The organism is Sphaerisporangium sp. NPDC005288, from assembly GCF_040607475.1.
GTDB classification, from domain to species: Bacteria; Actinomycetota; Actinomycetes; order Streptosporangiales; family Streptosporangiaceae; genus Sphaerisporangium; species Sphaerisporangium rhizosphaerae.
In genome coordinates, this window is the sequence record NZ_JBEXGT010000012.1 from 152114 (window position 1) to 177769 (window position 25656).

Annotated in this window: 17 protein-coding genes; 12 read left to right on the forward strand and 5 right to left on the reverse strand. The window is 71.7% G+C overall.

What is annotated here, in order from left to right:
* Window positions 1–43: 43 nt before the first annotated feature.
* Window positions 44–1411 (forward strand): helix-turn-helix transcriptional regulator, encoded by a 1368-nt coding sequence (locus ABZU32_RS14260; protein WP_354921788.1) that lies wholly within the window; start codon window positions 44–46, stop codon window positions 1409–1411.
* A 160-nt stretch (window positions 1412–1571) separates the two neighbouring features.
* Here the strand turns inward: ABZU32_RS14260 and ABZU32_RS14265 are convergent, their stop codons facing one another.
* Window positions 1572–2075 (reverse strand): hypothetical protein, encoded by a 504-nt coding sequence (locus ABZU32_RS14265; protein ID WP_354921791.1) that lies wholly within the window; start codon window positions 2073–2075, stop codon window positions 1572–1574.
* A gap of 254 nt (window positions 2076–2329) precedes the next feature.
* The gene (locus ABZU32_RS14270) at window positions 2330–2767 is read right to left on the reverse strand and encodes a TIGR03618 family F420-dependent PPOX class oxidoreductase (protein ID WP_354921794.1); all 438 of its coding nucleotides are present in this window, start codon (window positions 2765–2767) and stop codon (window positions 2330–2332) included.
* Between the two features lie 359 nt (window positions 2768–3126).
* Here ABZU32_RS14270 and ABZU32_RS14275 point away from each other — a divergent pair, with 359 nt between their 5' ends.
* The 3 genes from ABZU32_RS14275 to ABZU32_RS14285 all read left to right on the forward strand — a co-directional run bounded on the left by ABZU32_RS14275 (window position 3127) and on the right by ABZU32_RS14285 (window position 7848).
* Entirely contained in the window at window positions 3127–6426 is a 3300-nt protein-coding gene (locus tag ABZU32_RS14275) for a glycoside hydrolase N-terminal domain-containing protein (protein WP_354921797.1), read from the forward strand.
* Between the two features lie 235 nt (window positions 6427–6661).
* Window positions 6662–7228, forward strand: coding sequence for an RNA polymerase sigma factor (locus tag ABZU32_RS14280; protein WP_354921800.1), 567 nt, complete (start codon window positions 6662–6664; stop codon window positions 7226–7228).
* A gap of 2 nt (window positions 7229–7230) precedes the next feature.
* Entirely contained in the window at window positions 7231–7848 is a 618-nt protein-coding gene (locus ABZU32_RS14285; RefSeq protein ID WP_354921803.1) for a hypothetical protein, read from the forward strand.
* Here the strand turns inward: ABZU32_RS14285 and ABZU32_RS14290 are convergent.
* Complete coding sequence (locus ABZU32_RS14290) at window positions 7845–8627, reverse strand: helix-turn-helix domain-containing protein (RefSeq protein ID WP_354845555.1); 783 nt, start codon at window positions 8625–8627, stop codon at window positions 7845–7847. The two genes, ABZU32_RS14285 and ABZU32_RS14290, sit on opposite strands and share 4 nt — an antisense overlap.
* 287 nt (window positions 8628–8914) lie before the next feature.
* Between ABZU32_RS14290 and ABZU32_RS14295 the strand changes: the two genes are divergently transcribed.
* From ABZU32_RS14295 to ABZU32_RS14315, 5 genes are all read left to right on the forward strand, one after another.
* Window positions 8915–10144, forward strand: a complete 1230-nt coding sequence (locus ABZU32_RS14295; protein ID WP_354921806.1) for a serine hydrolase domain-containing protein — start codon at window positions 8915–8917, stop codon at window positions 10142–10144.
* Between the two features lie 175 nt (window positions 10145–10319).
* Window positions 10320–11495 (forward strand): homogentisate 1,2-dioxygenase domain-containing protein, encoded by a 1176-nt coding sequence (locus ABZU32_RS14300; protein WP_354921809.1) that lies wholly within the window; start codon window positions 10320–10322, stop codon window positions 11493–11495.
* A gap of 860 nt (window positions 11496–12355) precedes the next feature.
* Window positions 12356–13561, forward strand: coding sequence for a fumarylacetoacetase (gene fahA, locus ABZU32_RS14305; RefSeq protein WP_354921873.1), 1206 nt, complete (start codon window positions 12356–12358; stop codon window positions 13559–13561).
* Between the two features lie 225 nt (window positions 13562–13786).
* Entirely contained in the window at window positions 13787–14218 is a 432-nt protein-coding gene (locus ABZU32_RS14310) for an NfeD family protein (RefSeq protein ID WP_354845546.1), read from the forward strand.
* A 2-nt stretch (window positions 14219–14220) separates the two neighbouring features.
* The gene (locus tag ABZU32_RS14315; RefSeq protein WP_354921813.1) at window positions 14221–15309 is read left to right on the forward strand and encodes an SPFH domain-containing protein; all 1089 of its coding nucleotides are present in this window, start codon (window positions 14221–14223) and stop codon (window positions 15307–15309) included.
* A gap of 825 nt (window positions 15310–16134) precedes the next feature.
* Here the strand turns inward: ABZU32_RS14315 and ABZU32_RS14320 are convergent.
* Both ABZU32_RS14320 and ABZU32_RS14325 read right to left on the reverse strand, forming a co-directional pair.
* Window positions 16135–17973, reverse strand: a complete 1839-nt coding sequence (locus ABZU32_RS14320) for a YfjP family GTPase (protein WP_354921816.1) — start codon at window positions 17971–17973, stop codon at window positions 16135–16137.
* Window positions 17970–19982: an ABC transporter gene (locus tag ABZU32_RS14325; RefSeq protein ID WP_354921819.1), complete on the reverse strand. Its 2013-nt coding sequence runs from the start codon at window positions 19980–19982 to the stop codon at window positions 17970–17972. Before ABZU32_RS14325 ends, ABZU32_RS14320 begins: the two co-directional genes overlap by 4 nt.
* A gap of 509 nt (window positions 19983–20491) precedes the next feature.
* On the opposite strand from ABZU32_RS14325, the gene ABZU32_RS14330 reads away from it, so the two are divergent.
* The 3 genes from ABZU32_RS14330 (at window position 20492) to ABZU32_RS14340 (ending at window position 25633) form a co-directional block, all read left to right on the forward strand.
* A complete protein-coding gene (locus ABZU32_RS14330) occupies window positions 20492–21784 on the forward strand; it encodes a condensation domain-containing protein (protein ID WP_354921822.1) in 1293 nt (430 codons plus the stop codon).
* A gap of 79 nt (window positions 21785–21863) precedes the next feature.
* A complete protein-coding gene (locus tag ABZU32_RS14335) occupies window positions 21864–24350 on the forward strand; it encodes an ATP-grasp domain-containing protein (protein WP_354921824.1) in 2487 nt (828 codons plus the stop codon).
* Window positions 24347–25633, forward strand: a complete 1287-nt coding sequence (locus ABZU32_RS14340) for an MFS transporter (protein WP_354921827.1) — start codon at window positions 24347–24349, stop codon at window positions 25631–25633. The genes ABZU32_RS14335 and ABZU32_RS14340 overlap by 4 nt, the downstream gene beginning before the upstream one ends.
* Window positions 25634–25656: the final 23 nt, after the last annotated feature.

Sequence of the window (25656 nt, forward strand, 5' to 3'; positions counted from 1 at the left end):
GATCCACTGACGATCGACCGGCCCTTTGGAAAGGAGAAACGGCATGCCCGCCCCCCGAAAGAGCAGTGACCGTTATCGGTCAATGGCCCACTATTTCGGCGCACTGATTCGCGATCTGCGCGATTCGCACGAGTCACGGGTCGGCGAGCCGCTCACCATGTCCCACCTGGCCGCCCGCACGGGCTACTCGGCGTCGATGATCGGCCAGATCGAACGCGGCGAGACCCTCCCCGAGTCGGGCACGCGCGTGCGCACGCTGGACAACGCGCTACGGGCGGAAGGGCAGCTGATATTGCTGTGGCCAGTGGTACAACGCCTCGGAAACCACCCCATCAACGACCTCGCCGCCGCGACAAATCGCATTACTCGGGGTTACCGTGAAAACGGACCTTGCGCCCTCACCGGAGGAGACGACATGGAACGCCGCTATTTGCTGCAATTGGCGGGCTTGGGAATGCTCGCCCAATCCCCGATCTTCAGCACCGGCGAGCACATCAGGCAGTTGCTCGAACGTTCCCTCGGCGGGCCCGACGGCGGCACCGAAGACCAGTGGGAGGCCATCTGCGCCGACCACATGCATGCCTTGGTCAATCGACCGCCCACCGAGGCGCTCGACGACCTGATGGTCGACCTGAGACTGCTCTACCAGCAGATGTCGGTCGCTCCCCCGGAGCAGAGCGCCCGCCTGCAACGCATCGCCGCCTGGATGGCCACCATGCACGCCAACCTGCTTACCCGGCTCGGTGTGTACGGCGAGGCCCGCCGCTGGTGGCGCACCGCCCGCCAAGCCGCCGACGCCTCTCAGGACGTGGACATGCAGGTTTGGGTTCGTGGCACTGAGGCGGTGTTCGGTCTCTACTCACCCCGCTCCCTCGAGACGGTGCTCACCCTTGCCCGTGACGCCCAGACTCTCGCGGCCGGGCGCGTCGCGGCGGGCGCGTTCCAAGCCGTTAGCGCGGAGGCCCAAGCCTTGGCCGTGATGGGCAGACACCAGGAGGCCCGCGAATCCGTCCAGCGGCTGCATGGCCTCGTCGAGCGTTCGACTCCCGATCGCCAATTCAACTGGACAAGCGATCAAGCCTTCTTCGTCTCCTCCTGGGTCCACTCGTTCGAGGGGGCCACCGAGGCGGCGCGGGAAGCGCGCGACAACACGCTCGCGCAGTCACCCTGCTACCAGAACGCCACGAACGTCCGACTGCATGAGGCGATCAGCGTCGCGAGCAGCGGCGGACACAACGAAGCACTTCAGCTCGTCACAAAGGTGCTCTCCGAACTGGACCCCGCCTACCGCACCCGCATGATGGCCCATACCGCCCGCAGAGTGCTCGACACCGTCCCTCCGGACAAGCGGGCAGCCCTCCCCGCCCTCCCCGACTACCGCGCCGCCCTCAACGCCCCCACCTCCACGTGAGCGTCAGACGGCAGGTCATCACCAATAAGGGGTGGCGTTGCCCGCACCTTCCGGGACCACCGCCAGATGCATCACGACCTGCGCCGATGTGATGTGGACGAACGTGGCAACAGCGGTCGGCGTGGCGCGCGGTCCGAAGCGCCGGTCGGCGGCTCATGTCTCATCGACCATGCACAGGCATGGGCATCGGCTCCAACCTGTCGACTGATTCCATTTGGTGGCTGTCCCGGGTGCGATGTATCTCCTCGGGAGATCCGGTCCGGTCCACCGCGATCATGCCGACGCCGTATGTGGCGATCGTCATCGCGATCCAACAAACTCGTGCTGTCGCCGAGGTGAAGTCCAGATCGCCGATCATCGGTAGGGCCGCCAGGAACATGATTCCCAGGAGCAGCCAGCCGGCCGCTTCGGCGTGGCGATCTCGCGCGAAGTGGAGAACCGCGACAGCCGTGGTGAGCCAGGTCAACCCGGCCAGGATGAGGGGAATCAGCCAGCCCTGCGTCAGGGTGAACACCCGGCGCCAGACGATGGAGTGCTGTGCGGACGTCTCATCGACGAGGCCGGCGATGACCAGCACGATCAACAACCAGGCATTGACGGCGAGCAGGACCAGCACCGTCTTGAAGGAAAAGGGGCCGACCAGATCGGCCGACCGCTGCAGCATCGTGGGAGGTGGTGTCAGGCGTGGCTGAGGTGAGGGCGGCAAGCACTGCCGCGCAGCCCAATGCCAGATCTCCCCTACTGGACACGTCGCAGGCTGAGGCGGACGCGGGATCGCGAAACTCGGTCGCGGAGTGACTGTGACCCACGGACTCGGTAACGGCGACATCACCGTGCCTCCCGCCTGGAGCGCTATGACACCAGGCTATGCAACCCGCTCCGGTTCTGTGCGGCCAACGATGGGCGAGCGGCCGTCGTTCAGTTGCTGTAGATGCGGGCCGGGGCGAGCAGGACGACGGTGCGGCGTTGTTCGGCCATGACGCGGTCGTACTCGTCCCAGTCCTCGTGGGTGCCGCCCGCGGCGGTGAACACCTCGCGCCGCAGCAGTCGCAGCCTCTCGTCGTCGACGCCCTCGACCAGGTCGTCCGGCCCGATGAGCTCGGCCGTGCCCTCGATGGTGGCCCAGGTCCAGCCTGACCGCGCCGTCACGGTCACCTGGGGGCGCGCCCGCAGGTTGGCCAGTTTGACCTTCCCGTAGGTGACGAACCCGAGCACCGGAGCGCCGGTGAGCGGGTGGGGCAGCGCGCCCGCGTTGACCAGCGACGCCTGAATCGTGTCGTCCGCCCGCAGCGTCGAGACGACGACCAGGCCCTGCTCCTTCGCCGCCAGCGCGGCGAACTCGTCCAAGGTTGTCATACCCACCATCCTGACCCCCGCCGGCCACAGTGCGGGGCCATGGCGGCGCCGACACCCCGACGGCCTCGCCCGGCCGAGCGCGCGTGATCTACCGGTGTCCGGGTCGCCACGGCAGGAGGCACAGCCAGACATTGGATGTCTGCGGCTTGGCATGCGGCGTATCGGTGGAGTTTTAGCGTTAATTAGTACAACTGTTGACCCATACATCGAATGTTTGTAGCTTGGTGATCACTCCCCAGAACAGTGCTTCGTGATGCCGCCGGTTCCGCTGAGCTCGCCTTCCTCACCGAGGTCGAGCTCGTCTCCGCATGCGTGCGGCGCCGGCCGCTCGCAAGGCCGCAGGCGCTTGGAGAAGCGAGATGGCAGATCTGACGCGTAGGCAACTGATGAAGTTCGGAGCGGCCGGAGCAGGAGCTCTGCTGTTGCCGATGCAATGGACGGCGGCGGCCCGGGCCGCCTCGGTGGCGCCACCCGAGGTGCGCGCCGCTGACGACCTGGCGCTGTGGTACGACGAGGCCGCCGGCACGGACTGGCTGCGCGCGCTTCCGATCGGCAACGGACGTCTCGGCGCCATGGTGTTCGGCAACGTGGACCAGGAGCGCCTGCAGCTCAACGAGGACACCGTGTGGGCCGGCGGGCCGTACGACCAGAGCAACCCGAAGGGCGCGGCGGCGCTGCCGGAGATCCGGCGGCTGGTCTTCGAGAACCAGTGGGCGCAGGCCCAGAACCTGATCAACCAGACCATGCTCGGCAGCCCCGCGGGCCAGCTGGCCTACCAGCCCGTCGGCAACCTCAGGCTGAGCTTCCCCGGCGGCACCGGCGGGGTCTCGGAGTACAACCGCCAGCTCAACCTCACCTCCGCCACCGCGTCCACGACCTACGTCCAGAACGGGGTGCGGTACCGGCGCGAAGTGCTCGCGAGCGCGCCCGACCAGGTCATCGCCATCCGGCTGACCGCCGACAAGCCCGGCTCCATCACCTTCTCCGCGACCTTCGACAGCCCGCAGCGGACGACGCGCTCGAGCCCGGACGGCACGACGGTCGGCCTTGACGGCATCTCGGGCGACTTCGAGGGCAAGAGCGGCTCGGTCCGGTTCCTGGCGCTGGCCAAGGCCGTCGCCGAGGGCGGCAGCGTGACCAGCTCCGGCGGCACGCTGCAGGTGTCCGCGGCCGACAGCGTGACGGTGCTGATCTCCATCGGCACCAGCTACGTCAACTACAAGGACGTCAGCGGGGACTACCAGGGCATCGCGCGCGAGCACCTCGACGCGGCCCAGGGCAAGGACTACGACGCGCTGCGCGCCCGGCACGTGGCCGACTACCGCAAGCTGTTCGGCCGGACGGAGCTCGACCTCGGCCGCACCGCCGCGGCCGACCAGCCGACCGACGTGCGCATCGCGCAGTACGCCTCCGCCGACGACCCGCAGTTCTCCGCGCTGCTGTTCCAGTTCGGCCGGTACCTGCTGATCAGCTCCTCGCGCCCGGGCACCCAGCCGGCCAACCTGCAGGGCATCTGGAACGACCAGATGGCCCCGCCGTGGGACTCGAAGTACACCATCAACGCCAACCTGCCGATGAACTACTGGCCCGCCGACACCACCAACCTGTCGGAGTGCTACGAGCCGGTGTTCGGCATGGTCAAGGACCTCGCGGTGACCGGCGCCCGCACCGCGCAGGCCCAGTACGGCGCCGGCGGCTGGGTCACCCACCACAACACCGACGGGTGGCGGGCCACGTCGGTCGTCGACGGCGCGTTCTGGGGCATGTGGCAGAGCGGCGGCGCGTGGCTGTCCAGCCTGATCTGGGACCACTACCTGTTCACCGGCGACCTCGGCTTCCTGCGGGAGAACTATCCCGCGATGAAGGGCGCCGCCCAGTTCTTCCTCGACACCCTGGTGGAGGAGCCGACCCTCGGGTGGCTGGTGACCAACCCGTCGAACTCCCCCGAGCTCGGCCACCACCCGGACGCCAGCGTGTGCGCCGGCCCCACCATGGACATGCAGATCCTGCGTGACCTGTTCGACGGCTGCGCCAAGGCGAGCGAGGTCCTCGGCGTCGACGCCGACTTCCGGGCCCAGCTCACGGCCACCCGCAAGCGGCTGGCCCCGATGCAGATCGGCTCGCGCGGCAACATCCAGGAGTGGCTGTACGACTGGGTGGAGACCGAGCGCAACCACCGGCACATCTCCCACCTGTACGGCCTGCACCCCAGCAACCAGATCACCAAGCGGGGCACGCCCGAGCTGTTCACGGCCGCGCGGCGGACGCTGGAGCTGCGCGGCGACGACGGCACCGGCTGGTCGCTCGCCTGGAAGATCAATTACTGGGCGCGGATGGAAGAGGGCACGCGGGCCCACGACCTGGTCCGCTTCCTGGTGACTCCGGCCCGGCTCGCGCCGAACATGTTCGACCTGCACCCTCCCTTCCAGATCGACGGCAACTTCGGCGCCACGTCGGGCATCGCCGAGATGCTGCTGCAGAGCCACACCGGCGAGCTGCACGTGCTGCCGGCGTTGCCGGAGGCCTGGCAGAGCGGGCGGGTCAAGGGGCTGCGCGGCCGCGGCGGCCACACCGTGGGCGCCGCGTGGAGCGACGGGCAGGCCGACGAGTTCACCATCACGCCCGATCGCGACGGCGTCGTCAAGCTGCGCGGCGAGATGTTCGCCGGCCGCTACAAGGTGAGCGACACCCCGCACGGCCCTGCCCACGTCAAGAAGACCGGGGCCGACCTGATCGAGCTCACCGGGAAGGCCGGGCACACCTACCGCGCGTACACCCTGCAGAAGATCAAGCTCGCCGCGCCCGCCGAGGTGAGCTCGGGCCAGGAGGCGAAGGTCGCCGTCACCGTCCGGGCGGTCGAGATGCCGATGGCGCCCAAGGCCACCGTGACCATGGAGGCGCCGGACGGATGGACCGTCACCCCCGCGCAGATCGTGCTTCGGCCGCTGAAGCCGAACTCGGAGACCACCGTCGAGTTCACCCTCACCCCTGCCGCGAACGAGCCGGCGGGCGCGGTGGTGCTGGTCGCCACGGTGAGCGGCCATGACTGGGCCGCGTCCGCGAAGGCCACCGTCCGGGTGTGGGACGGCCGGGAGGCGCCGCTGTCGGAAAGCTTCAGCAACGTCGCCGTCACCGACGACACCAACACCGACCCCGGGAACTTCGACGGCGGCGGCGCCAGCATCTCCGCCCAGGCGCTGGCCCAGGCCGGGGTCACCCCGGGCGGCACGGTCAGCAAGGGCGGGGTGACCTTCACCTGGCCCGACGTCCCGGTGGGCAGCCCGGACAACGCCATCGCCTCGGGGCAGTCCATCAAGGTCACCGGCACCGGCAAGACGCTCGGTTTCCTGCTGACCGGAACCTACGGCGCGGTGTCCGGGCCGGCCACCATCGTCTACAAGGACGGCACCAGGCAGACCTTCACCCTCAGCTCCCCTGACTGGTACGGCGCGCCGAGGCCGGAGGGCGTCGCCGCCGCCGTGGCCGCCTACCAGAACCGGCCGGGAAACCAGCGGGCCAACACCGCCGCGACCATCTACTTCGCGGGCGTGGCGCTGCAGGACAAGGAGGTCTCCCGCGTCGACCTGCCCAACATCAGCTCGCAGGCGGCCTCGGGCGTCGCGACCATGCACATCTTCGCCATGGCGATAGGCGGCTGACGCCGCCGCACCGCCCGGCGCCCTGACCCGGGGCCGCGACACGGCCACAAGCCCGCGTCGCGGTTCCCCGGCAGAGCGCTCAACCGCCGCAGCCCTCAGGGCTGCGGCGGTTCGTGCTTTGAGGCGGCGGTAGGGCGCCCAGCGGGCTCGGGTTCGGCAAGACGGCCCTCGTGAAGCATTTCGGCCTGGCGCGGTAAGTACGAGTGACCGCATACGCCAAGAAAGGCCGGTATGCATGACAATCCCCCGCGAAGCTGTCGAGGTCCATGATGCGACCATCATCGAGAGATCGCTCGATGATCCTGAGATCTTCTCCGTTCTTTTCGACCGGCACGCACCGCTCCTGTACAGGTACGCGGCCAGACGCCTGGGCCCCGGCGAGGCAGAGGACGTCGTGGCCGACACCTTTCTGGCCGCCTTCCAACGCCGGGCCGGCTATGACCGAAGCCGCTGCGACGCCCGGCCGTGGCTGTACGGGATCGCCTCCAATGTGATCGGCAAACGGCGGCGCACGGAGATGGGTCTCTACCGCGCCTACCTCCGCAGCGGCGTGCATCCGGCGGAGTTGTCGGGCCTTCAGGTGGAGGACGGCGTCAACACCCTGGCCGTGAACCAGCCGCTGGCCAGGGCGTTGCTGGGGCTCGCCCAGGCCGATCGCGACGTACTGCTGCTCGTCGCGTGGGCGGACCTGAGCTACCAGGAGGTCGCCGCCGCGCTCGCCATTCCGCCCGGAACCGTCGCCTCGCGCCTCAACCGGGCCCGTCTGCAGATCCGACGCACCTTGAACCCGCAAGGAGAATGACCATGGATGAGCTCAAGGCCATGTGGAGCACCATTCCGCCGGCCACCCCCAAGGACCTCGCCGGAGCGCGGCAGCGGCTGCTCGACGGGATGCGCCCGCGGCAGCGCCTCGTCACCGGTCCCCGGCTGCTGGTCGCGGCCGGTGTCGCGGCGGCGCTCCTCATCACGCCGCTGGTCGGCGGAACGGGGAACCCCGCCTACGCGGTGGCCGAGAACCCGGACGGCACGGTCGCCGTGACCGTCAACGAACTGCGCGACCCCGCCGGGCTGCAGGCCAAGCTGGGCGCGGCCGGCATCACGGCCGATGTGACGTTCCTGGCCGCGGGCACGCACTGCGCGGCTCCTCGTTTCGCCGGCGTGGATGGGACCTACGGCGGGCCGCCCGCCGCGGGAGCGGATGAGTTGCGTTCGATGGTGGAAGGGTCGCGTTCGTACTACGCCGTCCGGGTGACCTCTGTACGAACGATCCGGATCTCTCCCCGCTACATCAGGCCGGGCGAGACCCTCGTGGTGGAGTTCCGCGAGAACCACAGCGCACAAGTGCCCTGGCGGCTCGGCGCCTGGCTGGCTCAGGCGGGCTCCTCCGTCAAGCCGTGCACGCCGGTCGAAGACCCTCATTAGGGCGGCGGTCGCAGGGCCGGGGCGATCCCGGGATCGCCCCCGCCCACTGGTGTCTCCGGGGTCTGGGTGCCGCGGGTGGCCATGTTCTGCCGCCACTGGTCGATGACCTGGCGGAATGCCTCGCTCACGAGGGCGAGGAGTTCGGTGGAGGACTGGAAACGGGCGCCCGCGGGGGTCGCCGCTCCGAGGATCTCGGTCCCGCGGCGCGACGCGGTCGCCAGGGCGTCGTTCATCTCCAGAGACGCGATGAGGGACCGGAGCCAGATCTCGTCGTCGATGACATAGCGTTCGCGCCGCGCGCCGGGAGCCCGCTCCCTCCTGAGCATTCCCTGCTGCTCGAGGAAGGCTATGGCGTGCGAGATCGACGCCGGGCTGACGCGGAGCCGCTGGACCAGGTCGGCGGCGGTGAGAGCTCCGGCGTCGGTGATGTACAGGCAGGCCAGCACCCTGGCCTCCATGCGGGGCAGGCCCTGTTCGACGAGGAGAGCGGTGAAGGACTCCGCGAAGTCCCGCACCGCCTCAGGATCACGCCCATGGCCGCCGTCGGAGATCGGCGGGGCCGCGGGCCGCGCCTGCTTGTGCCGCCGCGCACGGTGCCGGGTGGCCTCGTGCGCCCGGTCCGCCCCGTAGTCGTCGGGTCCGCCGTTGCGGGTGACCTCTCGCATGATGGTCGACGCGGGCCGTCCCAGCCGCCGGCCGATCTCCGCGTATCCGAGCCCCTCGGCCAGGCCCGCGGCGATGTGCCGGCGGTCCTCGGGGGTGAGTCTGCCTCCGGGCATCGGTGCCGGTCTCCCATCTGTCGACGTGCGCGGGCGCTCCGCACGCACACCCGCCGCACAGTATGCGTTCACTCGCCGCCCATTGCAATGCCAGTGCCGGTCGGTCCATTGCGTTCAGCGTCATACTCATTGCAAAGAAGGCATCCACACCCCGGGTTTACAGGCAGAATAAGCCTTCGCCAATCGTTGACGAATATGTGAACGCAATGTAGTGTCGCAGACGTTCAGCGATTGCCGAACGATGGTGAACACCGGCGGATCGAACGCCGCACATGAGGAGATTCACGATGGGAAACGGCAACGGCGGCTTCTCCACCACGGGGCTGCGCAGGCTGCGCGAGGTGCTGGAGCGGCATGTCGACTCCGGGAAGATCCCCGGGCTCGTCGCTCTGGTCGGCCGGGGCGACGAGACGCACGTCGAAGCGATCGGGACGATGCGCCATGACGGCGGCGCGCCGATGCGCCGGGACACGATCTTCCGCATGGCCTCGACGTCCAAGCCGGTCACGGTCGCGGCGACGATGGTGCTGCTCGACGAGTGCAGGCTGCGGCTGGACGACGTGGTGGATCCGTGGCTGCCGGAGCTCGCCGACCGGCGGGTGCTGAAGCAATTGGACGGCCCGCTGGACGACACCGTGCCGGCGCGGCGGCCGATCACCGTCCGCGACCTGCTGACCTCCACGTTCGGCCTCGGCATGGACATGACGTCACTGGGCACTCCCATCATGGGCGCGATCTTCGAGAAAGGGCTCACGCCCGACCTGCCGACGCCGATGCCCGAGCCGGACGAGTGGATGCGCCGCCTCGGCGAGCTGCCGCTGATGCACCAGCCCGGGGAGCGCTGGCAGTACCACATCAGCAATGATCTGCTCGGCGTGCTCGTCGCCAGGGTCACGGGCCGGTCGTTCGAGACGTTCCTGCGCGAACGTGTCTTCGGCCCCCTGGGCATGAAGGACACTGGTTTCCGCGTACCCGACGACCAGATCGACCGGATGCCGACCCTCTACGCCCCCGACCCGCGGAGCGGAGAGTTCACCGTGTGGGACGAGGCCAAGGGAGGACGCTGGAGCCTGCCTCCGGCCTTCCAGGGCGGCGGCGGCGGACTGGTCTCCACCGCCGACGACTACCACGCTTACTTCCGGATGCTGCTCGATCACGGGATGCACGGCGGCGAGCGCATCTTGTCCCGGCCCGCGGTCGAGCTGATGACCACCAACCGCCTCACGCCCGAGCAGCAGGCCGTCCGAAGCGCCATGGCCACCGAGAACGTCCACCTGTCGTTCGGCCAGGGCCAGCACGGCGGCTGGGGCTTCGGGATGGCGGTGCGCACCTACCGCGGCGACTACGCGCCCATCGGCCAGTTCGGCTGGGACGGCGGAAGCGGCACCTCGACCTACGCCGACCCGCGGAACCGGCTCACCGGAATCCTGCTCACCCAGGTCGGAATGTCGGTCCCCGATTCCGCGCGGCTCATCCACGACTTCTGGACCACGGTGTACCAGGCGATCGACGCCTGACCCGGCCCCTGGCCGAACGCGCGATCGCCTGACGATCCCACCGCCGCCTGCGCCCCAGATCACGGCAATGTCCCAGGTGTGGCGGCGTGGGCAGGTTGACATCGTTCCGGGGATGGCGGATCGTCGTACGTATAGAGGACATCGCTGTCCGATATGCGTACGCCAGGAGGGGACGATGCCGTACTACCGCACCGTCGGCGAGGTGCCGCGCAAACGCCACATCCAGTTCCGCAAGCCCGACGGTGGCCTGTACGCCGAAGAGCTGATGGGCGAGGAGGGCTTCTCCTCCGACTCCTCGCTGCTCTACCACCGGCACCTGCCGACCGCGATCGTCAAGGTGGAGGCCGTGCCGGACATGGTGCGCACCGCGCTGTCCCCGAACCTCCCCCTGTCGCCGCGCCACTTCCGCACCCAGGCCCTGCCCACCGGCGGCGACCTGGTCACCTCGCGGCAGCCGCTGGCCGGCAACGCCGACGTCCGCATGTCGTACGCGGCCGCCGACCGGCCCAGCGAGCTGTTCCGCGACTCCAAGGGCGACGAGTGCGTCTACATCGCCGGCGGCCGGGTGCGGTTCGAGTCCACCTACGGGGCGATCGAGGCCGGCGAGGGAGACTACGTCGTGATCCCCACCGGCACCATCCACCGGTGGGTGCCCCTGGACGGCACGACGGTGCGGGCGCTGACCATCGAGGCGTCCGGGCACGTCCGGCCCCCCAAGCGCTACCTGTCGCAGTACGGCCAGTTCCTGGAGCACGCTCCCTACTGCGAGCGCGACCTGCGCGCGCCGTCCGAGCCGCTGACCGTCGAGGACGCCGAGACGCCCGTCCTGGTCAGGACCCGGGGCGGGCTGACCCGGCTGACCTACGCCCACCACCCGTTCGACGTGGTCGGCTGGGACGGTTGCCTGTACCCCTACGCCTTCAACATCGCCGACTTCGAGCCGGTCGTGAAGCGCACCCACGCGCCGCCGCCGGTGCACCAGACCTTCGAGGGCCCCGGTTTCGTCGTGTGCTCGTTCTGCCCGCGCCCGCTGGACTTCCACCCCGAGGCCGTGCCGATCCCCTACAACCACCACAACGTCGACTCCGACGAGTTCATGTTCTACGTCGGCGGCGACTACACCGCCCGCAAGGGGTCGGGCATCGACATCGGCTCCATCTCGCTGCACCCGGCCGGCTTCACCCACGGCCCGCAGCCGGGCGCCGTGGAGGCGGTCGTCGAGGCGGTGCGGCAGGGCCACACCATGACCAGCGAGCTGGCCGTCATGGTCGACACCTTCCGGCCTCTGGACCTCGGCGACGCCGCGCTCGCGTGCGAGGACCCCGGTTACGCCTGGACGTGGGCCCGATGACGGACACGGCGGCGGCGCTCTTCCGCCTCCTGGTCGACGACGCCGGCCTGTACCCGCCCACGTCGCTGCCCATGTCGCGGGCGCTGGCCCGGCACTACGCCGACCAGGACGCGGGCGACCCGATGCTCACCCACCGCCTGCTGTGCCCGGCGAGCCGGCTGGACGAACTGCGCGCGGAACTGACCCGTCCCATACGGCTCGGCATCATCGTGGACACGCCCGAGCCGCCGGACCTGGCCGCCCTGGCGACCGCGGCCCCCGCCCTCACCGTCGACTGGTTCGAGGCGCCGCTGCCCCCGGGCTCCACCCTCGCCGCCGTGGCCTGGCGCCTGCTCACGCAGGCCCCGGGCGGGCCGCGCGATGCGGCGACAGAAGTGGACCCGGCGGTGCGGCTGTTCGTCGAGGTGCCTCCCACCGACCTGCACCAGGCGCCCCCCGGGGTCGGCCTGAAGGTCCGCTGCGGAGGCGCCGCGCCCGAGAACTACCCTTCCACCCACGAGCTGGGGGCCTTCGTCCGCGCCTGCGTCGAGCAGGGCACCCCGTTCAAGGCCACCGCCGGGCTGCACCACGCCGTCCGGCACCCCGACCCGAGCCTCGGGGTTTACCGGCACGGGTTCCTGAACCTCGTGCTCGCCGTGTGCGCGGCCGTCCAGGGACGCGACCCGGTGCCCGTCCTGGAGATCATGGACAAGGCCGAGTTGGTCGAGCTCGTCCGCGCCACCCCCGTGGAGGTGGCGCGGCGCGCCAGGGAGCTGCTGGTCTCCTACGGGTCGTGCAACACCGCCACACCGGCCGAAGACCTGCGCGCGCTCGGGCTCGCCGTCGACCGCGGCCCGGCCGTGACCGCCAGAGAGGACAACGTGACCGCCACCTGGGTGCCCGGCGCCGACGCGACGCCCTACACCGTCGCCAACCTGCCCTACGGGGTGTTCTCCCGTCCCGGCGAGCCGGCCAGGGCCGGCGTGCGCATCGGCGACCACGTCCTCGACCTCGCGCCCGTGCTGCACGACGAGGTGTTCGCCACCGGGAGCCTGAACGCCTTCATGGCCAGGGGACGCACGGCGTGGCAGGACACCCGGCGGCTGCTGCAGCGGCTGCTGTCGGCGGACGCCAAGGAGGCCCCGGCCAACCGGGCGGCGCTCGAACCGCACCTGATCCCGCTGCGCCAGGTGCGGCTCCATCTGCCGGTGGAGATCGGCGACTACGTCGACTTCTACTGCTCGCTGGAGCACGCGACCAACGTCGGCCACATCTTCCGGCCCGGCGGCCAGGCGCTCATGCCCAACTGGCGGCACCTGCCGGTCGGCTACCACGGCCGGTCCGGCACCGTCGTGGTGTCGGGCACGCCGGTCACCCGCCCGCGCGGCCAGCGCGTCGCCACGCCGGACGGCGAGCCCGTCCTCGCGCCCACCGCCAAGCTGGACATCGAGGCCGAGCTGGGATTCGTCGTCGGGACGCCGACGCGGCCGGGCGAGAGCGCGGGCGACTTCGCCGACCACGTGTTCGGCGTGACGCTGCTCAACGACTGGAGCGCCCGCGACATCCAGGCGTGGGAGTACGTCCCGCTCGGGCCGTTCCTCGGCAAGTCGTTCGCCACGTCGGTCTCGGCCTGGGTGACCCCGCTGGAAGCGCTGGAGGCCGCCCGAATCCCCGGCCGCGCGCAGGACCCCGAGCCGCTTCCGTACCTGCGGCGGAGCGAGCCGTGGGGCCTGGACATCAGCATGGAGATCACGCTGAACGGCGAACCGGTGTCGAGCCCGCCGTACCGCGAGATGTACTGGACGCCCGACCAGATGCTCGCCCACCTGACCGTGAACGGCGCGTCCCTGCGCACCGGCGACCTGTACGCGAGCGGCACCGTCTCGGGGGACGAGCCGGCGCGGCGCGGGTCCCTGCTGGAGATCACCTGGAACGGCGCCGAGCCGATCAAGCTGTCCGACGGGCAGTCGCGGTCCTTCCTGGAGGACGGCGACACCGTGACGATCACCGCGACCGCTCCCGGCGCGGGCGGGACGCGCATCGCCCTCGGAGAGGTGACGGGCACGATCCTGCCCGGCCCCGCGTGAGATGACGAGCATGATCCTGTCCGGTCCCGCGTGAGATGACGGGCATGATTCCGCCCGGCCCGCCTGATGGGGAGCACCCGCCCCGGAGGAGGTCATCGCGAGCCCTGCCGTGATCCGGGCGCCGTGACTCATTCGTCATGCCGCGCCCGGAAAAACGGAGCTACTGTGGGTTTCAGGAACCACCGGAGCCCGGAACGCGTTCTCATTCATAGGAGGGCCGGGGCTATGGAGTCATGGATCTTCTGGTTGATACTCGCGGCGGCACTGGGGGCGGCCGAGCTGTTCACCCTCACCGCCGCACTCGGCCTGCTGGGCGCCGCGGCCCTGCTGACCGCCGCCGTCGCCGCGATCGGCCTGCCGACCGGCATCCAGCTAGCCGTGTTCATTCTCGGCTCCATATCGGGCCTGGTCGTCCTGCGTCCCATCGCCCAGCGCCACATAAAGCAGCCGCCGGTCCAGCGCTTCGGCGTGTCCGCCCTGGTGGGCAAGGCCGCCTACGTCACCCGCGAGGTCACCGGGATGAACGGGCGGGTGCGCATCGGCGGGGAGGAATGGTCGGCCCGCGCCTATGACGAGACGCTGGTGATCCCGGCGGGCGCGACGGTGGACGTGATCGAAATCGAGGGCGCTACCGCGCTCGTGTATCCCCGGGAGTGAGCATGGACGCCGCATTGATCGCCGGAATTCTGATCGTCCTTCTCGCGGTGTTCACCGTCCTGCGGTCGGTCCGCATCGTCCCGCAGGCCAGGGCGGGGAACGTCGAACGCCTCGGCCGCTACTCGCGCACCCTCGGGCCCGGCCTGAACTTCGTGATCCCCTACATCGACCGGGTCCGGCCGCTCATCGACCTGCGCGAGCAGGTGGTCTCCTTCAAGCCGCAGCCCGTCATCACCGAGGACAACCTCGTGGTCGACATCGACACGGTGCTGTACTTCCAGGTCACCGACCCGCGCGCCGCCGCGTACGAGATCGCCAACTTCATCCAGGGCGTCGAGCAGCTCACCGTCACCACGCTGCGTAACGTCGTCGGCGGCATGGACCTGGAGAAGACCCTCACCTCGCGCGACACCATCAACAGCCAGCTGCGCGGGGTGCTGGACGAGGCCACCGGCAAGTGGGGCATCCGGGTGAACCGGGTGGAGATCAAGGCCATCGACCCGCCCAAGACGATCAAGGAGGCGATGGAGAAGCAGATGCGCGCCGAGCGGGACAAGCGCGCCGCCATCCTGACCGCCGAGGGTCTTCGCCAGTCGCAGATCCTCACCGCCGAGGGCGAGAAGCAGAGCGCGATCCTGCGCGCCGAGGGCGACCGCACCGCGGCGATCCTCAAGGCCGAGGGCCAGTCGCAGGCCATCGACGAGGTGTTCCAGGCCGTCCACCGCAACGACCCCGACCCGCAGCTGCTCGCCTACCAGTACCTTCAGGTGCTCCCACAGCTCGCGCAGGGCCAGGGCAACACCTTCTGGGTGATCCCGAGCGAGGTCACCTCGGCGCTGCAGGGCGTGTCGAAGGCGTTCACCGAGTCGCTGCCGAGGTCCGCGGCGACCCGCGAGGTGACCGAGGGCAAGACCGCCGCCCAGGCCGAGGCCGCGCAGGCGCAGAGGGCCGCCGAGGAGGCCATCGCCGACGCCGAGGAGTCCGGCCCCCGCGGCATCACCGCCGGCGCCTCCTTCCCCGACCCCCTCGCCGCTCCCGCCCCCGCCCACCAGACCGTCCGCCCCAGCCCGAACAGCACTCCCGAATCCTGAGGTCACACCGGGTCAGCCCCTGGGCGGTCCATCTGCGGGGAGCCTGAGACGGCTCCCCTGACCGTCCAGCACCGAACGTCGGCCATCGCACTGACCAGAGACCTCCACCGGACGCGACTTCCCACTCCGGCCACATGCCGAAGATGATCGGCGCCAGGTCGGCCCCCGGGCGGTCCGTCTAAGGAGTGAGCCCGAGACGACTCCCCCGGCCGTCCAGCACCGAACGTCGGCCATTGCACTGACCAGAGACCTCCACCGGACGCGACTTCCCACTCCGGCCATGTGCCGGAGAGGATCGCCGCCGGGTCGGCCCCCGGGCGGTCCGTCTAAGGAGTGAGCCCGAGACGACTCCCCCGGCCGTCCAGCACCGGACGTCGGCCATTGCGGCGACCAGAGACCCCCACCAGGCACGACTTCCCACTCCGACCATGTGCCGAAGATGATCGGCGCCGAGTCGGCCCCTGGAGGGTCCGTCTGGTGGGGTGAGCCTGAGACGGCTCCTCCGACCGTCCAGCACCGAACGTCGGCTATCGCGCTGACCAGAGACCTTCACCGGGCGCGGCTTTCCACTCCGGCCATGTGCTGGAGATGATCGGCGCCGAGTCGGCCCCTGGAGGGTCCGTCTGGTGGGGTGAGCCTGAGACGGCTCCTCCGACCGTCCAGCACCGAACGTCGGCTATCGCGCTGACCAGAGACCTTCACCGGGCGCGGCTTTCCACTCCGGCCATGTGCCGAAGATGATCGGCGCCGGGTCGGCGGGTCGTGGTAGGGCGATATCGGCGCCTGCTACGGCGCCCGGCCCGGTGAACGTCCGCGGACAGCCCACTAGCCGCGGGCGGTGGTGAGGAGTTCGGCGAAGCGGCGGGCGCGGTGGAGTTCGTCCCGTACCGGGTCGAGCACCAGCTCGCGGCCGACCTGGTCGACGCCGCCCCACAGCGCCCGCCGGGCCTTGCGCGCCCGGCGGGCGCCGCCCACGGCCGCCGCCGCGCGCGACAGCAGGGCGATCAGCAACCCGGCGAGCACGCCGCCGACGAGCAGGACGGTCGGCCAGGGGACGGTGTCCAGCGTCGGGGTGGGTACCTCGGGGAACCGCAGGTAGTCCATGACGAACAGCGCGAACAGCCACAGGGCCCCGGCGAGCATGGCGGTGAACACCAGCCACTGCAGCACGCCCACGGCCCGCCACCACCGGGGCCGCCGTCCGGCGCCCATCGAAGTGGTCGCCACCGCGCGGTCCAGGGTCTCGGCCAGGTCGTCCGCCCGTGACCGGGCCGCTCCGCGGACGACCACCGCCCACGGCTCGGGCAGGTCCGCGGAGGCGGCCGAGCCCACGTCCCTGATCGCGGTCTCCATGCGGGACCGCTGCACGCCCGAGGCCGCCGGGATGGACGTGCGCCCGCCGGCGGCGGCCGAGGCCCCGCCCAGGTGCAGGCGGCGCAGGGGGTCGGGCCGCAGCCGGCGCAGCCAGCGGGTGACCGGCCAGCCGGTGGCCGCGACCGACCGGTGCCGGTGGGCCTTGCGGACGGCCTCCACGACGGTGGGAACGCCGGCGGCCTCCGCGAGCGCGGCGGTCAGCGGCCGGGACAGCTCGTCCGGCAGTGCCTTCTCCGCGGCCTCGGCCCGCCGTTCCAGCGCCCGCGACGCCTCGGCCCACGTCTCCGGCTCCCCCGGCGGCGAGGCCGCCTCCGCCGGGACGCCGGCCGTCAGGACGCCGGAGGAGGCGCCGGCGGTCAGGACACCGGAGGAGGAGGCGCCGTCCGTCGGGATGCCGGAGGAGGAGGCGCCGTCCGTCAGGACACCGGAGGAGGAGGCGCCGTCCGTCGGCACGCCGGCGGTCAGGACGCCGGAGGAGGCGGCGGCGAGGACGTCGGCGGCCTGCCGCACGTCGGCCTCCAGGCGCGCGGTCCAGGCGTGCCGGTCGGCCACCCGCCTGGCCAGCGCCGACCGCAGCTCGGCGACGCCCCGGCCCTCCCGGACCGAGGTCGCGACCACCGGGACCCCGGACAGCCCGTCCTCCTCCAGCAGCCGCCGCAGGTCGCGCACGCAGCGCTCGGCCGCGGGCGGGGACAGCCGGTCCACCTGGTTCAGCACGATCAGCATGACGTCGCGGTGCCGCCGCAGCGGGCGCAGGTAGCGCTCGTGGACGGCCGCGTCGGCGTACTTCTGCGGGTCCAGCACCCACACGAGCAGGTCGACCACCGAGACCAGGCGGTCGACCTCCAACCGGTGGGCCGCCTCGATCGAGTCGTGGTCGGGCAGGTCGAGCAGGACGAGCCCGGACAGCGTGCCGTCCATCCCGCCGTCCTCGCCGACCGTGTGGCGGCGCGGGACCTCCAGCCAGTCGAGGAGCGGTCCGGCGCCCTCGGGGTCCCACATCGCGGCCTGCGCGGTGGAGGTGGTCGGCCGGGTCACCCCGACCGTGGCGAGCGAGGTGCCGGAAAGGGCGTTGAAGAGCGAGGACTTGCCGCTTCCCGTGGCTCCGGCGAGGGCGACGACCGTGTGCTCGACCGACAGGCTCCGGCGCGTCCCGGCCCGGGCGACCACGCCGGCGGCCCGCGCGACCGCCGCCGCCTGCAGCCGTCCCTCGGCCAGCTCGGCCGCCTCGGCGAGCGCGGCGAGCCGGTCGTCCAGCGGCACGCTCTTGGGCCGCCTCAGGACCTTCACGACCGGTCCCCCGAGCGCGGCCGGACGGCGGCGCCGGGCGGCGCGTCCCGGACGGGCGGCGCGTCCCGGACGGGCGGGCCCTCGGAACGAGCCGCGTCCTGCCGCACCGAGCCCTCGGAGCCGGCCGCGTCCTGCGCCGAGCCGTCGGAGCGGGTGGCGTCCTGGGGCGTCCCTGGGGCGGGAACGGCCTCCTCGGGCGTCCCGGGAGTACTGGAAGTCCCGGGCGTCCCGGGCGTGCCAGTGAGGGCCGCGTCCTCCGGGGAGCCGGTGGGTCGGGTGGTGACCTCGTCGCGGTGGTCGCGGACGGCCTGGGCGGCGCGGCGCAGGTCGGCCGAGACCTGCTCGGGCAGCTCGACGCCCTCCAGCAGCGAGGTGAACCGCGCGGCGTCCTCCTCCAGCAGCGCGCTCACCCGTTCGCGAAGGTCGTCGCGCGCGGCCTGGGTGAGGGCGCGCACGGCCTGGTCGCCGAACACCGCCTCCAGCAGCTTCTGGCTGAGCACGCTCGTGCCTCCCGCGATGCCGACCTCGATGCCGGTCAGCCCGCCGGTCGAGGCGAAGACCATGAGCATGAGCAGCAGCCCGAGGCCGTTCAGGCTGAACGAGGCGAGCCGCGCGGTGGTGCGCTTCTCGGCCCCCTCCTTGGCGACCAGGTCGAGCACGTACGCCTGCCAGGCCCGTACGGCCGAGGCGGCGCGGTCGGGCAGCGTCGAGGACGCGCGGCCGAGCCGCCCGGCCGTGACCGCGCCGGCGCGCTCGATGACGTCACGGCCCGAGGGCATGCCCGACCACGCCTCCAGCGTGCGTTCGGCGGCGGCGTCGGCGGCGGACCTGATCAGCGACTCGACCCCGGTCTCCAGGGCGACCCGCAGCCGGGTGTCGGGCGGCGGGGTGCCCATGAACGCGGCCACGATGCGCTCGCGCAGCCAGCCGATGCGCGACTCCAGCGAGCGCATCAGGTCGCCGGTGCCGATGAAGTCCTGCCAGCGGGTCAGCACCTCGCCGCGCAGCAGCGAGCCGTCGCGGATGCCGTCGTCGAAGGTGGCCATCGCCGCCCCGTACGCCGACTCCACCGACAGCCGCAGGTCGGCGAGCCCGGCCCGCTGCCGGTCGGCCTGGTCGGCCAGGGCGGGCACCCGGGCGGCGACGCTGTCCAGCGCCCCGGACAGCGTCCTGCGCACGACCTCGGCCCGTGCCTGGGCGTCGGCCGCGATCGCGGCCAGCCAGCCGCGCACCTCCCGGACGGCCTGCTCGGGCAGGCGGGCGTTCTCCTCGGGCAGCGCCACCTCCGGGACGGTGAACAGCGGAGTCCCGCCCAGGCCGTTGGCGTCCAGCAGGCGGGTGAGGTGGGCGGTCACCGGCTCCAGCGCCTCCTGGGGGACGCGGTCCAGGACCACCGCCAGGGCCGTGCTGCGTTCGCGCGCGCTGCGCAGGAAGCCCCACGGGACCTCGTCGGCGTACCGGGCGGCGGTGGTGACGAACAGCCACAGGTCGGCGGCGGCCAGGAGCTGGGCGGCGATCTCGCGGTTGGCGGTGACCACCGAGTCGATGTCGGGGGCGTCGAGCAGCGCCAGCCCGGCCGGCAGGGTGCCGGCGGTGACGATGCGCAGCGTGCCCGGCTCGCCGCGTCCCCGCCCGGTCGTTCTGGCCAGGCCGGGCAGCACGTTCTGCGTGGTGAACCACGCCTCGTCGGCGGGACTGGCGACGAGGGTGGGCGCGAGCGTGGTCGGGCGCAGCACGCCCGGCTCGGTGACGTCGGCGGAGGCGAGGGAGTTGACCAGGGTCGACTTGCCCGCCCCGGTGGAGCCGCCCACCACGGCCAGCAGCGGGGCGTCCATGGCGGCGACGCGCGGGAGCAGGTAGTCGTCGAGCTGGCCTCTCAGCTCCTTGAGGGCACGACGATGCGACGCGACGTCCCCGATCGCGAGGGGGAACAGATCGCGATCGAGCTGACGTCGCAGGGCCGTAAGGGCCGTGAGCAACCCGTTGTTCCCTGCCATACGACCGGTCATGCCCCAGCGGGGACAAGGTATCCCCACCGGCCGCCAACGAGTGAGCACGGCGCGGTGGCCCGCCGCCGGACGTCCGGCCGTCGGTAACAGTCTCACATCCGGCCGGTGTTTCACGTGATGCCGCAGTATTGTGAGAAGAGATTCCCGGTTTGAGGGCGAGCCGAGGCCCCGATACCGGGCAGCCGGAATACCGGGTCGAGCGGCATCCATAGCGTCGGCTCATACCCATTGGTAGCGGCGAGCGCCCACCAAAAGCATGGATTGTCATAATCTGAGATCAAAGCAGGTAATCTGTCCGTCTCAGCTGTTGAGAACATTCTGTTCCGCAGCGGGGGCGCTGCGTTAGCGTCTTCGCGGAAGCAAGACGGTGAGCCCGTTCGCCCCCGGCGACAATTCTTTTCACTTTCTTCCTGGGCGACGAAGACGACGCCCTCCGCGAGGCATTCGGGCGGCCGGGCCGCTGCCTGTGTGCTCCTCAAAACCCATTTGTTTCGGTGAGGTTTCAGGTCGTGGAGCATTTGTCGGTCATTCGCGCGCCGTTGACATTCGGCCAGCTTTCCTTATGGCGATCGATCCAAAGGCTTCCTCCGGAGGCCTGTAATCTGCCGCAGATCTGGACGCTTCCGGACGGCGCGAGCCTGGCTTCGGTCGAGCAGGCGCTGGAGGCGCTGGAGCGACGCCATGAGTCGCTGCGCACCCGCTACGAACCCGCAGGTGAGGGCGACCTGGTCCAGGCCGTCTGGCCGCCCGCGCCGATCCACCTGGACACCATCGACGGAGACGACGACCCCGTCCGCGTGGCGGAGGAGGCGGCCGAACGGGCCGGGGCCGATCCTTTCGACCTTGCGGTGGACCGTTCCTGGCGCGCCCGCGCGGTGACCGTGGAGAAGGTTCCCGTCCGTCTGGTCATCTGCTTCCACCACATCGCCGTGGACGCGTGGGCCATCAACCAGCTCCACCAGGAGTTCCTCGCGCTGCTGGACGGGCTGAGCATCCCCGAGCCGGCGCCCAGCGGCCGGGAGCTCGCCGCCGACCAGTGGTCGCCGGAACGGGAGCGCCGCCGCAGAGCGGCGCGCAAGTTCTGGACGGGCGTCTTCGAGGCGGCCCCGGCGATGGAGCGGGAGCCCGGGACCGACGGGCCCGAGGGCAGGGCGGCGCTGTCCACCCGCTGGGCGCGGCTCGGCTCCAAGGAGGCGGCCGACGCCGCCGGCCGCATCGCCGACCGGCTGACGGTCTCGCTGCCCTCGGTGGTGCTCGCCGCCTTCTGCCTGGCCGTCCACCGCCGCACCGGCCGCGACCGGCTGCTGGTGGCGGTCTACGCCCACAACCGCAGCGACCCCCGCTGGGAGACGCTCGTCGCCGCCCAGAACCAGATCGTCCCCCTGCTGGTCGAACCGAAGGCCGGGGAGGACTTCGACGAGCTGGTGCGCCGGGTCCACTGGGACTCCCTGCGCTCCTACCGGCACAGCGTGTACAACGTGGACGACGTGCTGGAGCTCGGACGCGCCCACGGCTACACCGGCTCGGTGAACGGCACCTTCGAGGGGTCGGTCAGCGGCTTCTTCCGCTACTTCTTCAACTACCTCGGCCGGTACCAGCAGGAGCACACCTCCGTGGACGAGGAGATCCGCACCGGCACCGCCGGCCGCAACATCGGGGCTCCCCTCTACCTCCAGGTGCAGGACGGGGAGGCGCTCACCTGCACCCTGCGCGAGAACTCGGCCGGCACCGGTTTCGACGAGGTCGCCGGACTGCTGCTGCTCCTGCGGGACATCCTGGTCGCCGCCGCCGATCCCGAGTAGGCGGCGCCCCTCCCGCCCACGCAAGGCCGTCCCGCACGTCCGCAGACCGATCGTCGTCCGTCAACCATAGGGAGGGTCGGTGCCCGACCAGATCATCGTCATCCATCGATGGAGCGACCGTTACGCGGACTACGCCTCCTACGCCGACCACGACGCCCTCCACGTCAGTTATGTGACGACCGGCCGTGCCGCCGGGTCACTGCCGGAGGGGGCCGCGGCGGTGCGCATCGTCCGCAGCACGGAGGACGGCAAGGAGGTGCGGGCCGCCGTCGCATCCCTGGTCGAGGAGTTCGGCCGGCCGGCACGGATCATCGCGCTGCACGAGGTCGATCTGGACATCGTGGCCGAACTGCGCGGGGAACTCGGCGTCCCCGGAGAGACCCCGGGCGAGCTCGCCCCCTTCCGCGACAAACTGGTCATGGCGCGGCGTCTGGCCGAGGCCGGCGTCCCCGTGCCGGCCACCGCGCCAGCGCCGGACCGGGCGGCGGTCGCCGCCTTCGCCGCCCTCCACGGCTGGCCGCTGCTGGTCAAGCCGGTACGCGGCACCGCGAGCGCCGGAGTGACCCGCCTCGCCTCCCCCGCGGAACTGGACGCGTACGCCTTCCCGCGCGACATGCCGATGCTGGTGCAGCCCTACCTGCCCCACGACATCCTGCACGTGGACGGCGTGTCCACCGGAACGGGCCTCGGCGCCTGGCGGGCGTCGCGTTACGTCAACACCTGCCTGGAGTTCACCGAAGGGCTGGCCCTCGGCTCGGTGGAGCTGGACGATCCGCCGCTGATCGAGGCGGTGGGCGCGTTCACCGGCCGCGTGGTGCGCGCCCTGTCACCAGACCCGTGGGTGTTCCACCTGGAGCTGTTCCTGTCGGGGACGCCCGAGCGGCCCGAGCTTCAGGTGCTGGAGGTCGGCGCGCGACCCGGCGGCGCGGAGGTGCCGTTCGTCTGGAAAGAGGTGCATGGCGTCGACCTGATGGCGGCCGCCTTCGCCCTCCAGATGGGCGAGCCCCTGCCCGGCGCCTGCCACTCCCTGGGCGGGACGGAACGCGGCGGCTGGCTGCTGGTGCCCACTCCGGTCGCCCGGCCGTGCCGGGTCGTCGCCGCCGGGCCGCGACCGTCCGGCGGTGAGCGGGCCGGCCGGACGGCGGACGGCGAGCACGCGGGCCCCTACGCCGAGCGCGTGCCCGTGGTCGGCCGGACACTGGCCGGCCACGCCGGATACGAGCACTCCGGCGCCCGGTTCCGCTACCGGGGCGCCACCACCGCCGAGGTCGAGGCGGCGATCCGCCGGACGATCAGGGACTTCGACTTCCGCTGCGTCCCGGTCGAGCCGGACGCGCCCGAACGTGTCGTGCTCGTCGGCAGCGGCGGCCGGGCCTACCGGGAGTACGCGTTCGCCGACGCCGCCGCCCGCTGCGAGGTGACGCTGGTCGCCGCCGCCGAACCCACCTGGCAGTCGGGTTACCTCGCCGGTCACCGCACCGTGGCCGACTCCGGAGCGGACGCGCTGACCCGGGCGGTGGGCGAGTGCGTCGCCGGCGCCCCGGGCCCGGCCGGCGTGTTCACCTGGGACGAGGTGCTGCTGGAGGTGACCGCCGCCGCCGCGGCGCGGCTCGGCCTGCCGCACATGTCCCCCTCCGCGGCGCGCAACTGTCGTGACAAGCTCGCCACCCGCCGGCTGCTGCGCGAGGCCGGGCTTCCCGGCGTCCGCTTCGCCCACGTACGGAGCCGGGAGGAGGCGCTGAGGGAGGCGGACGCCATCGGATACCCGGTGGTGGTCAAGCCGCGATCGCTCGCGGGCAGCGTCGGCGTGGTGGTCGCGCACGACGCCGGCGAGCTGACCGAGGTGTACCACCACGCGACCGAGGCGGCCTACCCGGGCCTTGACCCCTTGGACGGCCTGCTGCTGGAGGAGTTCCTGTCCGGGCCGGAGATCAGCGTCGACTCCGTCGTCCACGACGGGGACGCGCGGCCGGTGAACGTGGCCCGCAAGCGGCTCGGCTTCGACCCCTTCTTCGAGGAGGTCGGCCACCTGGTCTCGCCCTGGCGGGCCGAGCCGTGGGCGGACGACCTCATCGACCTGCTGGCCGAGGCGCACCGGGCGCTGGGCGTGCAGACCGGCCTCACGCACGCGGAGGTGCGGCTCACCGCGGCCGGGCCGCGTCTGGTCGAGCTCAACGGGCGCCTCGGCGGCGACTTCATCCCCTACCTCGGCAAGCTGGCGACCGGCGTCGACCTGACCGCCGCGGCGATCGACCTCGCCCTCGGCCTGCGGCCCGAGGCGGGACAGTCCCGCGACATCTGCGCGGAGGTGCGCTTCCTCTACCCGCCCCAGGACGGCGTGGTCGGCTCCCTGGATGTGTCCGGCGCCACGGCCGTTCCGGGCGTGGTGGAGGTGGTCCGGCTCGCGGAGCCGGGCGCGCGACTGCTGCTGCCGCCGCGCGGCGTGGTGCCGCGCCTGGCCGCCGTGATCGTCACCGGGGACACCCCCGAAAACTGCGGGCGGGCGCTGGACCGGGCGTCGGAGCTGGTGCGGGCGGAGATGGAACCGATCGGGGGCGCCTGGTGAGCGGCTTTTCGAACGCGCTGCGGCGCCTGCTCGGCAGCTACATCCTGCCGAGCAGGGACGGCCGCCTCATCGTGGCCGCCGTCGTCGTCTACGCCACCGGCAGCGGCCTCTACCTGGCCGGCGGCACCGTCTTCCTGGTCAAGGCCGTGGGGCTGAGCACCGCGCAGGTCGGCACCGGCCTCACCGTCGCCGGCCTGGCCGGGTTCCTCACCACGGTGCCGGTGAGCATGCTGGCCAGGCGCTTCGGGCCGCTGCAACTGCTGCGCATGGTGCAGGTGTGGCGGGCGGCCTGGCTGGCCGCCCTGGCCTTCGCCGACAACGTCTGGACCTTCACCCTCTTCGCCTCCCTGTTCATGATCTCGCAGGGGCCGGTGCTCCCCATGGTCCAGCTCGTGGTGGGCGCCGTCGCCGGCGAGCGCGACCAGACCAAGTCGCTCGGGGTCATCGGCTCGGTCTCGAACGTCGGCATGTGCCTGGGCGCCCTGGCCGCCGCGCCGTTCCTCAGCCTCGGCGGCGTCTGGATGCTCCGGTCGATCCTGCTGATCGGCGCCCTGTGCTGCGTCGCCTCCGCCGGGCTCTTCGGCCTGCTCCACGTCCGGGTGGCGGCGCCCGCGGACCGGCCCGCCCGCTGGCACAGCGGCCTGCTGCCCGTCCTGCGCGACCGCCGCTACCTCGCGCTGACCACCGTGAACGGCGTGCTGTTCCTGCACACCGTGCTGTTCGGCATCGGCCTGCCGCTCTGGCTGGTGCAGTCGACCGACGCCCCGCCCGGCCTGCTCAGCGGCCTGATCACGGTGAACACGGTGCTGGCGATCACCCTCCAGGTCCACTTCGCCAAGCGGGTCGGCGACTCGCGCGGCGGCACCCGGGCGCTGCGCGGCGCCGGCGTCACGCTGGCGGCCTCCAGCCTGGTCCTGGTCGCCTCGTCGTACGCCCACGCCTGGCTGACGATCACCTTGCTGGTCGTCGCCACCATCTTGCTGACCTGCGGCGAGATGCTCCAGGCGGTCGGCGGCTGGGAGCTGTCCTACCGGCACGCGCCCCCGGACCTGCGCACGGAGTACCTCTCGGTGTTCAGCCTCGGCGGGGCGGCCGTGGGCATCGTCGGCCCGGTGCTCCTGGCCGTCGTGCTCGAACTGCGGACCTCGGGGATGGTCGCCCTGGCCGCGCTGTTCCTGCTCACCGCGGCCGCCGCCACCGTGGTGGGCGCGCGGCTCAGGCACGCGGAGCGCCACGACGCGCTCGAACAGGAACCGGAACCCGATGAGCCCGCCGTGGCGTGACCGCGGCCCCGCCACGGGGCGGG